The organism is Paenibacillus sp. J2R1T-4, from assembly GCF_059692235.1.
Map to the genome: position 1 here is coordinate 122883 of NZ_JCAUBA010000014.1, position 13587 is coordinate 136469.

The window sequence follows — 13587 nt, forward strand, 5'->3', positions numbered from 1 at the left end:
GATTTATACTTTTTATCAGTAATGATGCATTAAACATCTTTCCATTCAGAATTGCAATCCCTGGCTGCAAAAAAATCGATAAAAGAGCAGAAAAGCGAATTGACGAATCAGATTAGAGCAGCGGCTGCTGTCGGTTGGCATGAGCTTCGCAGTACATACAAAATCAAGTTGTTCGAATGGATCCAGCTTTAGTTCGCGGATCGTAAATGAATCCAAACCTACTTTCACAATCACTCCATCATCTGCCGGAAAGCTTAATCGCCATCCCGTCGGCTCCCGCATTTTATAGGGTCATGATCCCGAAACCGCCATCTACATGAATTTGCGCTCCCGTAACAAAGCTGGATGCCTTATCTGAAGCCAGCCATATGGCCGCGCCTTGCAGTTCTGCGGGATCTCCGAAACGACCCATCGGGGTCTGCCTCATAATTGCTTCCACACGGTCTGGGGACAATACTTCACGGTTTTGAGCCGTCGGGAAAAACCCGGGTACAATCGCGTTTACACGCACTTTACCAGGAGCAAATTCACGAGCCAAAAATTTGGTCACATTGTTTACAGCAGCTTTCGAAGCGGAATAAGTAAATACACGTGACAGTGGCGTTTCCGCGGATACTGAAGAAATGTTGATAATGCTGCCGCCTGTTCTTTGCTTCAGCATCCATTCTCCGAACACCTGACAAGCGAGTACAATACTTTTCAAGTTGATTTCGATAAGCGAATCCCATTCTTCCATCGTAAGTTCAAAAAAAGGAGTCGTGCTAATTTTGCCTGGACAGTTCATCAGCACATCAACATGCCCTGTCCAAGTCAGAACACTCGATAAAACGTTCTGCAAATCGTCTTTGCTCGTTGCTTCGGCCTTAAAGCACCGGGCGCTGCCGCCTGCATGCTCAATACGTTTTCGTACCTCTTCGCATTTCCCCATATTGCGGCCAACCACCGCAACATCGGCTCCATATGCACCGAGCGCTGCCGCCATCGAACCACCCAACGTACTGTTGCCACCAACCACGACTGCTGTCTTCCCCGATAAATCAAATAAATTCATTTTTATCCCCCATTCAAAAAAACGTCGCAAGCTGAAGCGTGACGATCTGCCACAGGTTCACGACCAGTGAACCGGCGAGGCGGTCCGCGGCGACGGCAAGCGACGGCTGATCCATGCGGTTTCCGAGCAAATCGACCACGTTTGCCGCAGCAACATCGAAATGGAAGACAAGGCGCACAAGGGAGCTTCTCCCCACCGTTTCGTACTTTGCCGCCGCATTGGTCCTCTAGTAAAATGATTATCTATTCTTATACCATTCGTTTACTTCCTGGGTTATTTGCTCTCCACCTTTAGCTGCCCTATTCTTGTCATTCGCATATTTGTTGCCTTTTCATTTCAAAGGATGCTGAAGTTTAGCTGTTAATAAACGATTCTGTAATATTCCAAAATCAGGATTTGTTTTGTATTCTAACTTTGTTATCCCTATACTCGATTGGAGATAATCCGGTATGTTTTTTAAAGACTGTGCTAAAATGGGCTATATTCTTATACCCGACGCTTGCCGCCACCCGGGAAATGACGGCGTCCGTTTCCTGCAGCAGCTCTACGGCTTTCGCCACCCGAACTTCGATCAAGTACTTGTTCATGTTTTTCCCCGTTACCTTCTTGAAGATGGTATTTAAATAATTGGGGGACATATAGACCTCACACGCGATATCGTTCAGCGAAATGGCTTCCATGTATCGTTTCGTAATAATTCCTTTGGCCGTTTTCACAATTTTATCCATGCGTGTAAACGCTTCCAATCCATTAAAATCGTCGTAAAACATGATCGGGTCCTTGCCAAGAATCGTACCGAGCTTCATCGTTTCGAGCGTCTGCGCATAACAATCGGCAAGCTGATGCGGATCGGTGACCGGATTGCTGACTCCGATTACCAAATCGGCATGGATCCGAGCCCGGATCCAGTCCCGAAGCTGCGCACCGATCCGTTCCATCACCGCTTTATTGTGCAATACATGCTGATCTTCGTTAAGCAGTAGCAGAAACTCCCCTTCCCGGTTCAAAAACAGCTTACCGCCATCAAACATCGCCTGGCGCTCCTTCAATAAGTTCCCGAGAAGCAGGTTGTTCCGCTGCTTCGCAATATCGTCGCTTTCCCCGTCGTCCGATAACGTCACGATACGCGCCAGCATGAGCGCATATGCCGATTTCGGATCGCTAAGGCCGAGGTCCTCCGGCACATTATTGCTCTTGTGCAGACCATACAAAAGCGCTTTGAACGTATTCTCTTCCCGGTACGCCTTGCTTTCTTCCCATTTGTTGCGAATGAGCTCCTCTGCCCTGAGTTTATTCTGCTCCTGCAAGCATAGACCGGCAACTTTCCTTAACGCGTCAGTAATTTCCGCAATCGTATACGGCTTCAATATATATTCGCACACTTTGGATTTAATCGCTTCCAGGGCGAAGTTGAAATCTTCGTAGCCGGAGAAAAAGACGATCTTGAGCGATGGGTACTGCTCGCTCACCTGCTTGGCGAGTTGAATGCCGTCCTTCAGAGGCATCTTGATATCGGTCAATAATATATCCGGCTGATGGGTCCCGACGAGCTCCCACGCCTGAACCCCGTCTTCCGCCGCCCCTGCCACCTCCATACCGAGGGCCGCCCAATCAATGCTATTGACCAGTCCTTCCCGTTCGATCGCGGCGTCTTCGGCAATCACGATTTTCAACATACGCTCGCCTCTTTCCGTTTACATTTGACTTGTGGCTGGTATGACGATCGTCACCTTCGTACCGGCTCCTACTCTACTCGTGATGTGTAAGCCGAACGCGTTACCGAAATACAGCTTGATTTTACTGTCGATATTCGTAAGACCGTAACCGGAGGCGACATGATGACCGGAGACGAGCTTCGCCTGCAGGTTCTCATCCATGCCGCAGCCGTCATCTTCCACTTCGAATACGATATGCTCACCATGCTTCCGAACGGATACGACTATCGTGCCTGTTTTCTTATGTTCTTCAATTCCGTGGATAATGGCATTTTCTACGATCGGTTGCAAAATCATTTTCGGCGTAACATGAAGGAGCACCTCTTCGTCGACGGAAAACCGAAACGAAATGTTGTCTTTGACCCGAATCTGCTGAATGTAGACGTAATACCGGATGTGATCCAGTTCTTCTTTGACGGAAATGATTTCCTTGCCGTTACTGAGTGCGATCCGATAATATTTGGCGAGCGCGTTGACTGTTTGTGAAATATCCTCCGCACCAATTCCTATGGCCATCCAGTTGATCGTGGAAAGCGTATTGTACAGAAAATGGGGGTTGATTTGCGCCTGAAGCACCTTCATCCGGGAGGCAAATTCGTCCGATTTCATCTCACTGATTTCTTCGATATTTTTGTTCAATTTCCGCATCATCAATTGGAACACTTTGTTCATTTCGCCGATTTCGTCGTTGCTTCTCGTATCGATCTGAAGGTCATCGAACACCCCTTTGCTCACCTTCATCATCTCGTCCGTCAGCCGGCTCAGCCGTTTCGTAAAAAAATAAGACAACCCATAAATGACGACAACGCCGAGCACAATGAGCAAAACGGACAAGGTGAGGATGTAATCGCCGACTTCGTTGGACAGCAGCAGCGCCCCTTCGATCGGCGCTACACCCGCCATCGTCCAGTTGCCGCTGACACTCTTATCATAAACGACCAGATGAGGTTCACCATCGATCGTTTCCGTAAAATAACCGGATTCGCCGGACATTTTGTAGGCAAATGGGATTGTTTGATTGAACAGTCCGATCAATCGATCGCTCTGACGAAACAGGATACTGCCTTGCTCGCCCAGCACATAAGCGTTGCCTTCCGTGAACAAATCGAAATTTTTGATCTGGTTGAACAAGTATCCCGGATCGATTTCGAGCGAAACGATCCCATACACTTCGTCGTTGAGCTTGTTGCGCAGCGCCTTGGCGGCCACGAGCTTCAGTAGTTTCTCGCCGTGAAGGTCGTAGCGGCGGATGGTCCATAATACGCTAGTCGACGTGCTCGACAAGACCTTCTGTTTCCACTCCTGATCCTCGATGTCGGATTCCTTGTAAATGCTGCCCGAGAATGTATTTTGGCTGAAATTGTACACCTTCACCCGCGGTACATATTCGTACGTGTTCAACAGCGACTCGACAAAATCCTTCAATCGTTTATTGACCATATATTCGTCGAATTTGTCACCGCTGTCCTGGGTAAGCAGCTCCTGAAATTCGTCGCTGATGTAAAACGTGTTGATAACCCTTTCGTAATTTTTCATGCGGTAATCGAGCGTCACATTCGCTTGCTTCAACACTTCCCTGTAAGCGCCACTGGACAGCTGATCCAGATAAGTTCCCGCCTTTTTGTAAGAAAAGAAACTGATGCTGACCAGAAACACCACAAAAATCAACCCAAAAAAAACAAGCATCTTGTTGCGCAGCTTCGTATACACCACATCCTCTGGATAGCGCCGTAAACAGGCTTCTTATGCAAAAGTATAACAGATAACCAACCGATGCGGATAAGCCTAAAAGAGCGTAAATGTACCCATTTTCCCAGCAAGCGACAGAAAATGAGTACATTGTTCATCATTCGGAATATGAAGCGTAAGCCGCTAGAATCGCCGGATCAGCAGGTGCTCCCCTGTCAAACTTTCTCCGATCGTCTCGAACCCGCATTTTTGGTAAAGCGCCTGGCCGCGACGATTCGTTGTGTGCGTGGTCAGCAAAATGCCCCCCTTGCCGTGGGATTGCGCCATATCGATAGCGAAGGCCATCATGTCGGAGCCGAGGCCGCGCCCTTGCCAGGAGTCGGCGACAGCTATTCCGAACCACGGTACGCTTCTGCTCCAATCCCAGAAGAACAAATATCCGACCATGCTCTCTCCATTCTCATCGCGAGCGCCGACCAAAAACCGGCACGTCTCCGCGTTCGCCAAATCCGGACCGGTCAGTTGCTCGGTAACTTCTCTTGTAAAAGGATGCGGGTGAAAAAGAGAACGTGAATCGTCCGAGAGCCGTTGAAAGAAGGAATAAACGAGATCAGCATCGTGCTCGGTAAAGGCACGGATGACGATTGGCCTTTCGTTCATACGGAATTCCAATAGGACTCTCCCGCCTTTCGTACCCTCGATGTTAGATTTCCAGTTGAAGTGTGACAATTTGCCAAGGTTTCACTGCAATTGAAATATGACGATTGGCCGCGTCAACTGCAACCGCCGGCTGATCAGCTTCGTTCCCAAGCAAATCGACCGTTCGCGCCCTTCTGAAATCGAATTTCGGCGATAGGCGTAGCGTGGCACTTCGCCCCTCCGCTTCATAAAAGCGCAGCAAGTAGCTGCCGTTTTCCATATAGAAAGCGGTAATGATGACATTCTCGCTATCCATCTCCACAAACGATTTGTCATTCGGCATACTTTCGGCTGATACAACATTATATTTGACGGCAATTTCTGCGGGATGCGCCTTTCCTTTCGCAAATTTGGCGATATCCGCAACCTGTTCTTTACTTTCAGGGAAATAAAGGTAATAGTTATATTGATGCTTTCCACTTCCGTCGATCGACGGGTGCGTTTGCCTCACCCACCCCTCCTTCTTACCATCAAGCGGCATGCAGCGGTGCAGCAAAAGCGATACGATCTGTTTGTTCATATCATGACTGTAATAAATCGAACAATTCCCGGAAACAATGGCGACAGGGATTTCACTGCTCTGAAACAAAGCCCAGCTTCTTGCATAAAATTGTCCGGCATATCCCCGTTCATAGACGTTGTAGTTGGATGGTGTTCCGGGAATTTTTTCGTAATATTCATTCGCCAGATTCCGCTCTTCAACGCCGAACGGAATGTCCGCATGTAAATAGGTATTCGGGTCGGAGGAAAAGTCGACGGCATAATAACCTTCATCGCGGTCGGAATCCAACTCCACGTCGAATCCGATGGCGCTTTCCCCTCTGTTCAGAATAATATCCAATTTAACTTTACTGCTACCTAATTTACCGTTGACACGATAAATCCACCGGAGAGGTCCGTTTTCCGTAAGCTCCCATTTCTCAGGCTTGATACCAAATTCATCAATCGTTTTCCAGGAAGATACCCAAGTCGGCGAAGCCTCGGTTTGTACAAACTTCAAACCGTTGATAACATTGGTACCCCCGACCAGATTCGCCCGACCTGTCCCAAGTTGTTTAATTTCGCTGATTCGGCCTTTTTCGATTGTCACTTCGATCCGATCGTTGTTGATGACTACTTTGTCTGGAGCGGTAGGCCTGTTTGCGTCGTCAATGTATTCTGCTTTGATTTTTTCGACAATTTGCATGCCGTTTCTAACCATCGTCAAACCGGCATATCCCATTGGTGGAACGTCGAGTTGCGAAACGATATCCACTTCGTTGACTTCGCAATTGACATACTTTTTGTCTCCGCTGCAAACATTGACAATTTGATAATCTACTTTGTTGCCATGACCGTCGTACAGATCGAATCCCGATACGCCGAACGGGCTTGTAATATGCAACTGGACGTTTTCAATGCGCCGCCAGTTGAGCGTATTGAAGACAACGTATTGCGACCCCGGATCAACCTGAAGCTTGGCGGCGACATGATCGGTTAATTGTTTGATCAAGGTGCGGACCGTCGATCTAGCGCCTTCCGCTATCGAGTACAATTCGTCGAAGTCTGAGCGAAACACAAATTCGATGGCATGACCAGTAATTTCGAACAATTGCTTCCACAATGTTTCCAGTTGCCGGTACGGATACTCCATACCAGTCAAGGAAGCGAATGCCGCCAAACTTTCCGCTTTGACAATGAGTCGGTCCAATTCACTCCGCATTCTCCACATTGAATGCCTCCCGCGAAACGGCGCATTATAAGAAAGTTCGCACGGATCGAGTACGCCCTCATGAACGGGGAGCTTGGTGGCCTGCAGTTTTCTGAAATAGGCAACAGGATCAGAAAAGAGCAGGCTGACTTGTTCCCGTTTATTCCACTCTTCAGCGAACCCCAGAATATTGATCGGTTCATCGAACAAATTATGCAACGGTCTGAAATCGTCTGCGCCGTAGTTCAGCCAGACAATATCCGCCATTAGCAGATCATCGATTTTGTCCACTAATTCCTGATCGAAAAACGCCTGCTTCGTCTCCTCCCATTCCCGCTGAAAATCGTTGAATGTATATTTGGCATCAAACGCAAATCCGCCGTAAGTACCCCGGGAAACTAAGGCCTTTGAACCGTTAAGCCCTTGCCAGATGAATTGGCGCGGAATTTTCTTGGCATCCAACGCTTCCTCCGGTCTGAGAAACCGGTAATACTTGTGCCCTGCCAACTGCAGCAATTGCGGGAGTTGGCTGTGTCCGCATGCAACATCGGCACTATAAAACAATTCGATGTTGCTGATGTCAAAATACGTTTGGAAAAACCGCTTTCCTTCGACCATGTTGCGTATAAACGTCTCCTCGCCCACATAGGTCGATCTGGCCAAACTATAACCGCCGTTGGCGACGTATATCCGGCCTTCTTTCACCCGCTTTTTCATCTCTGCAACTTTTTCAGGGCAATGGTTAATAAACGGAATCAAACTATGCGTCACATTGTCGATCATCCAAGTGAAATGTTCGTTTTCTTTCATAACGTCAAGCATTTCGCTAAACGACAGAAGATATCGGCGAATGTGCCACTCCCTGGAATTCGTCCAAGCAAAATCATGATGCGAATACGGGATGATATGAATTTCCTTCACTTGTTTCATATCTGCCTCTTTGCCAGTCATTCGAATCCTCTCCTCTCCAACCTCTATTGGTTGCTCCTCCATTTGTTGTTGAAACCTGTATAATGCTCCAACAAGGGATGCGCTTCCGCCGAAGCAGAAGCGATAAATCGCCGTGTTGTTTCAGAGAGCGGCCAGCATTTAGGAAAACCGGCATTGCCGGGACGGAAGCTCAATCCGCAGCTAAGACGTGGTTCGCTGCCGTTATGCGGAAACACGCCATGGAACGTGCGTTCAGCAAATACGATCAGGTCGCCGGGATCCGTATATAGCGGCAATACTTCCGGAAAATCAAATCGGTCGTAGAGAGCTTGGGTGCCTCCTTGGCGATAGAAGGAACGTCCTTTCTCCATGAAAGCAAACCCCTCAGGCCCCTGCCAATTTATCGTATGCGAATCAGGGATGAGCGCAAGTCCTCCGCGATCGGGATGTACGCCGGTCAAATAAAACCAGTTCGAGCATGCCCCGGTATTGTTCAATACTGCGTTCGGGCCATAAACCCCCTCCATTGGCTCCCAATCAGTATGCCAAGGGCCGGCAACTGCGCCGGGTTTTTTATAGATGGCCGCGGAGCGGTTGAGCGTGATCGATTGATCATTGTACAAGTTGCGTACAATCCTCATATAGGGTTCATAGGTCATTAAACTTGCGAGTGCTTCCGACTTTTCGATAAAGTCAACTATCACATAAGTTTTATGTTCAGGATGTGCCGCTTCATCGGTTTTTCGATCGGCCTTGGAAAATTCGTCCAACTTTTGGGGAGTGAGTTGAGTATAATGCGTGTCCAAGACCGGCGCAAAGATGTCTTGAATCGATTGTTTCAAACGCTCCACCAGCTCCGGAGTAAGCACCTCCTTCACTATGGCGAATCCATGCGCATCGTTGCACGATTTGATCGCGTCCAGCTCGTCTGTGCGGAATTCGTATTTATACGGCAAATGTTTTATTGCTGACACAATTAACGTTCCCTTCATTCAGTGGTCTAGAATAACAAGCTAAAGCTTCAAACCTTAGCTTTAGCTTGTTATTCTGCATAGACTTATTTATATTTCGCTTTTACTGCCATGTATCGGCCATAATCTTCCTTCATGATGTCCATGAACCCTGCTTTTTTTGCCTGATCCATCATCGCATTGTACATCTTTTCCGCATCGGCGTCGTCCTTGGCCGTCATAACGATTCTGGCTTCCGTTTCCTTGAATATTTTGTCGAGGTCGACACCTTTCGCTTTACGCACCGGACCGGGAGGCGTATTTTGATAAATGTCGAATACCGTATCCATAAAGATTTCGCCCGCATATTGTTTTTTGGCAAGTGCCCGCATCTCGTTCATCGGACGCGCCTTATCCAGCACCAAATCGTGCGTATACTTCAGAATGCCGGATAAACCATATGCCCATGCGCCCAGAACGTCGGCTCCCCACTTCGGATTGTCGGCCGTTTTCTTCTGATCCACTTCGAGATTGTCGACCAGCTTGCCGTCATCCGCAATGTACCAGCTTCCGTTATCTTTTGACGGCGGCCCCCACAACACGGTTGCCCAGCCTTCATTCGTGTTCATCCAGTTCATGTACTTGAACAATCGTTCCGGATCGGACACCTTCTTGCTGATGACTATCCCCGATGTGCCGAGCGTATTGATCCGTTCGATTTGGCTGTTTTGCACACCCGGCGCTTTCGGGAGCGGTATCGGCACATACTTCGCGCTTGGATCAGTCTTCTGGAAGCCCGCATTGAAACCGGCGATATCGTTTGGCCACATGCTTGCGATGCCAACATTTCCTTTTGGAATCATATCGTTATACGGTTGCTGCCATTTCAGCTTATAGGCTTCCGGATCGATCAGACTTTCCCGGAACAGCTTGGAAGCAAACTTTAAAAATTGCACATACTCCGGTTTCTCGTGGTAATCGATCATTCTTTTTTCGTTGTCGTCATGCGCGTCTTTATACCTGTGAATGCCGAACATGCCGCCGATATGATAATTGATTTCTACGCCTTCCATAAGCGGCAAATAAGGAACGACTTGCTTGCCGTTTACAGGAGGCAACGATTTGAACGCCTTAAGCACGTTATAAAACTCGTCCGGCGTTTTCGGAGCTTCGAGATTCAACTTTTTCAACCAATCTTCCCTGATCATCAGCACGTTATTGACGGCGATCGTCAATTGATCCTTCAAATCCGGGTTGACCGTAAATCCGGGGAGGACATACAGCTTGCCGTCTGTCGGATTGCGAAAGGAATCGAGAATCGTTTTGGTAAAATATTTGGTAATATCTGGCGTATTCTTGAGATACGGCTCGATATCGAGGAGCATACCGGCGTCAGCCATTTCCTGGTAAATTTGCAAGGCGGGCGGATCGATTTTGTACTGTATAATGTCCGGCATTTCCCCCGATGCCGCAATCAAGCTAACTTTTTTCTGACCGTCTTCGCCGGCCGGCCAAATAAATCCGTCCACATTGATTTTAAACTTCTGTTTGACGTATTTGGCGAATTCGGTTGTCGGCCCGTTGCTTGGACCCGCATACCTGGCGCCTTGGTATGAAGTAATTTTCATCTCTTGCGTGTAATCTTCCAGCTTCTTCGCCTGCTTGTTTCCCGGTGTTGCGCTTCCGGTGGCGGTGGCGTTTCCGACCGGTTCTTTTTGCTCGCTGCATGCTGCCAACAAGGAAACACTTAGTGCCATAATCAACCAAACTGCCATCCACTTGCCTGTTTTTCCCCTCATCGAATCGACTCTCCCTTGTAAATCTATTAATATATAAGCCTAGATGGCCATATATTCGCCAAATTACCCTTTGATCGAACCGATCATAACGCCCTTCACAAAATACTTCTGCAGGAAAGGATACACCAGAATGATCGGAACCGTCGTCACTACAATCGCTGCCATTTTGATCGATTCGATCGATGGCGACTTAGTGACAAACTCCATGCTCATCCCTTGCTGAATCATATTGCTTGCATCCACCTGAGTGATCATTCTCATGAGAATCGTCTGCACAGGAAGCTTCTTCGGATCCATGATAAATATTTCACCTGAAACCCAATCGTTCCAGTGATAGACTGCCGCAAAAAGCAGCATCGTAGCAATGAGCGACATGGACATCGGCACAATAATCTTAAAGAAAATAATCAAATCGTTGGCCCCGTCGATTTTGGCTGATTCCTCGATACTTTCCGGCAAATTGGCAAAATACGTTTTCATCAATATGACGGTCCAGGCATTGAGTAAACTCGGGATGATGAGAACCCAGAACGAATTAAGCAGCATCAAATTCTTTAAAAGAATATAGAGTGGAATTAACCCCCCGCTAAAAAACATCGTAAGAATGACGATATTCAGAAAAAGCGTTCTCCCGATCAAATACTTTTTGGATAACCCATAGGCCAGAAGGCCGCACATAAGGACAGATAAAATAGACCCGATTACCGTTCGAAGAAGCGTAACGATAAACCCGTTCACCAAAGCATTTGTCACAAATACGATTTTGAAGTTATCCAATGTAAATGCTTTAGGCCAAAAGTAGACGTCAAAGTAACTGGATACCGCACTGTCATGGAAAGAAATACTTAACACATACCAGAAGGGATAGAAGGTCGCCAATCCCAATATGGAAAGAATCATAATGTTAGCGCTGTCAAACAATTTCTCGCCGATTGATCGTTTCATGTTGTCTCCCCCTCGTGAAAACTAATATAGTCCATCTTCTCCAAGCATTTTCACTATTCTATTTGTTAGCAATACGAGAATTAACGCTATAACCGATTTCAAAACTCCCGCGGCAGCCCCGACGCTATACTGCAAATTTTGCAATCCGTAGCGGAATATATAGGTATCGATAACCTCCGTCTTATCCAATACCGGTGGAAGACCCAATATATATAACTGCTCGAAATTGGCATTAAAAATTCCACCGACAGCAAGAATAAACAGAATGGCGATCGTAGGCCGAATCCCCGGTAAGGTGATATGGCGAAGCTTCGAAAACCTGCCTGCGCCGTCGATTCCCGCAGCTTCATACAATTCGGGATTAATTGCGGAAAGAGCGGCCAAATATATAATGCTGCTAAACCCGATATTTTTCCAGATTTCTGTAATCAAGGCAATGGACCACATATACTTTGAAGTTAACATGAAATTCAAAGGGTGATCTACCCATCCGAGGCCGACGAGCATCCTATTGACAATACCTTCGTTCACGGAGAGCATACGTCCCCAAATACCCAGCACGATAACCCACGAAACAAAATGCGGCAGATAAGATAACGTTTGAATCCATCTTTTAAAAAATTGCTTTCTCACTTCATTCAATAATAATGCAAGCACTATTGGTGCCGGAAACCCAAAAATTAATTTCAACAAACTGATCGCAAGTGTATTGATCAGTATTATTTTGAAATGGTAACCGCTTACAAATTGTTTGAAATATTCAAGTCCGGACCAGGGACTACCGAATATGCCTTTGGCAAACGTATAATCTTTAAATGCGATGATAATGCCTACCATAGGAAAGTAATTAAATATGATAAACCAGGCAATACAAGGAATCACCATTAAATACAAATATTTTTGCGCAAGCATTTTGTGGAACAAACGTTTTGCCGTCACTTGATCTACTCCTCGATTAGTCATCTTTTATATGGCCTACACGAAATATAACATCTAATATTCAGCGTTGAAATATTCCAAAATCACGATTTGTTTTGAATTCCAACTATAATTATCTCTCCTGACAACCTGCGCAGAAATAGGCAGGCAATGATAATGAAGGGGAGAGAATCCCTCCCTTCACTATTTGCTTATTTGGCTTTGCACACCTTCCAGCAGTCCTTTCAAATAGCCTAACGCATAAAGCCTTCCCATCACCTCGTACCCCGGATCACGATTATTTTCCCCTTCCATCGTCGGCACATGATCCACCCGAATCGCCCCATCAAATCCTACAGCTTTGTACATTTTTATCGCTTCAAACATATCTGTTTGACCATTGTCATGAAATGTTTCCGTAAATTTTTCGGCGGTACCTCGAATATCACGAAAGTGGATGAAAAATATTTTCCCTTGACTACCCAGGTTTTGGATCGTCCGTGGGATATTTTCTCCGGCTGTCGCCAACGTGCCTTGACAGAATGTCACACCACTGAATTCACTCGGAACCAACTCAATCGCTTGCTTTAATGCCGATGCGCTCGTAATAATTCTGGAAATACCTCGAATCGGTGAAAGTGGCGGATCATCCGGATGCAGTGCCAATTTAACCTTGGCTTTCTCCGCGACGGGGACTACTTCTTTAAGAAAATAACGTAGATTTTCCCATAACTGATCCACGCTTACGATTCCCGCTTCCGTAAGTGGCGCATCCTTCATCAGCGTATGGTCATAACTGGTGACCAGGGCCCCTCCCCGCTCCGGAGTGGAAACCGAGGTCCGAATCCAATTGAAAACGGCCATAAAATTATAGCAAAGCACAGGGATATTCAAAGCTCCCATATTTCGGATCAACGTTTTAAACATCGCGATCTCTTCGTCACGGCCTTCGATTCCTAACCGGGTTTTATGAATCTGCCATTCCAGACCGGGCTCAAACACTTCCAACTTGAATCCGAAATCTTCATAGCGTTTCTTCATATGCAACAAATCCATGTAGTCGACAGAGGGCTGACCCTCCCGGCGAAGCGGCATCCGGGCAACGACATGAGTCACACCGGCCTGTTTGGCAACATGCCAAAGCCGATCCGGGTAAGCTGTTAATACTTCTGCAATTTTCAACTAAATTGCCTCCCATTAT

12 protein-coding genes are annotated in these 13587 nt (G+C 47.0%); all 12 read right to left on the bottom strand.

The window, feature by feature from the left end:
• Positions 1-45 precede the first annotated feature (45 nt).
• Positions 46-282 (bottom strand): hypothetical protein, encoded by a 237-nt coding sequence (locus tag AC58QD_RS21960; RefSeq protein ID WP_497337150.1) that lies wholly within the window; start codon positions 280-282, stop codon positions 46-48.
• Position 283: 1 nt separating this feature from the next.
• Positions 284-1051, bottom strand: coding sequence for an SDR family oxidoreductase (locus AC58QD_RS21965; RefSeq protein WP_497337151.1), 768 nt, complete (start codon positions 1049-1051; stop codon positions 284-286).
• Between the two features lie 13 nt (positions 1052-1064).
• Entirely contained in the window at positions 1065-1229 is a 165-nt protein-coding gene (locus tag AC58QD_RS21970) for a hypothetical protein (protein ID WP_497337152.1), read from the bottom strand.
• Positions 1230-1440: 211 nt separating this feature from the next.
• Entirely contained in the window at positions 1441-2727 is a 1287-nt protein-coding gene (locus AC58QD_RS21975; protein ID WP_497337153.1) for a response regulator transcription factor, read from the bottom strand.
• An 18-nt stretch (positions 2728-2745) separates the two neighbouring features.
• The gene (locus AC58QD_RS21980) at positions 2746-4476 is read right to left on the bottom strand and encodes a sensor histidine kinase (protein ID WP_497337154.1); all 1731 of its coding nucleotides are present in this window, start codon (positions 4474-4476) and stop codon (positions 2746-2748) included.
• Between the two features lie 162 nt (positions 4477-4638).
• Positions 4639-5127: a GNAT family N-acetyltransferase gene (locus tag AC58QD_RS21985; RefSeq protein ID WP_497337155.1), complete on the bottom strand. Its 489-nt coding sequence runs from the start codon at positions 5125-5127 to the stop codon at positions 4639-4641.
• A gap of 31 nt (positions 5128-5158) precedes the next feature.
• Positions 5159-7795: a glycoside hydrolase family 38 N-terminal domain-containing protein gene (locus AC58QD_RS21990; RefSeq protein ID WP_497337156.1), complete on the bottom strand. Its 2637-nt coding sequence runs from the start codon at positions 7793-7795 to the stop codon at positions 5159-5161.
• Between the two features lie 23 nt (positions 7796-7818).
• Positions 7819-8748, bottom strand: a complete 930-nt coding sequence (locus tag AC58QD_RS21995) for a phytanoyl-CoA dioxygenase family protein (RefSeq protein WP_497337157.1) — start codon at positions 8746-8748, stop codon at positions 7819-7821.
• A gap of 83 nt (positions 8749-8831) precedes the next feature.
• The gene (locus AC58QD_RS22000) at positions 8832-10523 is read right to left on the bottom strand and encodes a type 2 periplasmic-binding domain-containing protein (RefSeq protein WP_497337158.1); all 1692 of its coding nucleotides are present in this window, start codon (positions 10521-10523) and stop codon (positions 8832-8834) included.
• A gap of 63 nt (positions 10524-10586) precedes the next feature.
• Entirely contained in the window at positions 10587-11468 is an 882-nt protein-coding gene (locus AC58QD_RS22005) for a carbohydrate ABC transporter permease (protein ID WP_497337159.1), read from the bottom strand.
• Positions 11469-11489: 21 nt separating this feature from the next.
• Complete coding sequence (locus AC58QD_RS22010) at positions 11490-12407, bottom strand: ABC transporter permease (RefSeq protein ID WP_497337160.1); 918 nt, start codon at positions 12405-12407, stop codon at positions 11490-11492.
• A gap of 183 nt (positions 12408-12590) precedes the next feature.
• Positions 12591-13568, bottom strand: coding sequence for a mannonate dehydratase (locus AC58QD_RS22015; protein ID WP_497337161.1), 978 nt, complete (start codon positions 13566-13568; stop codon positions 12591-12593).
• Positions 13569-13587: the final 19 nt, after the last annotated feature.

Bases quoted from the DNA above. Each gene is read 5' to 3' on its own strand.
- AC58QD_RS22000 (WP_497337158.1), bottom strand. From the start codon at position 10,523: ATGAGGGGAAAAACAGGCAAGTGGATGGCAGTTTGGTTGATTATGGCA.
- AC58QD_RS21960 (WP_497337150.1), bottom strand. From the start codon at position 282: ATGCGGGAGCCGACGGGATGGCGATTAAGCTTTCCGGCAGATGATGGA.
- AC58QD_RS21965 (WP_497337151.1), bottom strand. From the start codon at position 1,051: ATGAATTTATTTGATTTATCGGGGAAGACAGCAGTCGTGGTTGGTGGC.
- AC58QD_RS21990 (WP_497337156.1), bottom strand. From the start codon at position 7,795: ATGACTGGCAAAGAGGCAGATATGAAACAAGTGAAGGAAATTCATATC.
- AC58QD_RS22005 (WP_497337159.1), bottom strand. From the start codon at position 11,468: ATGAAACGATCAATCGGCGAGAAATTGTTTGACAGCGCTAACATTATG.
- AC58QD_RS21975 (WP_497337153.1), bottom strand. From the start codon at position 2,727: ATGTTGAAAATCGTGATTGCCGAAGACGCCGCGATCGAACGGGAAGGA.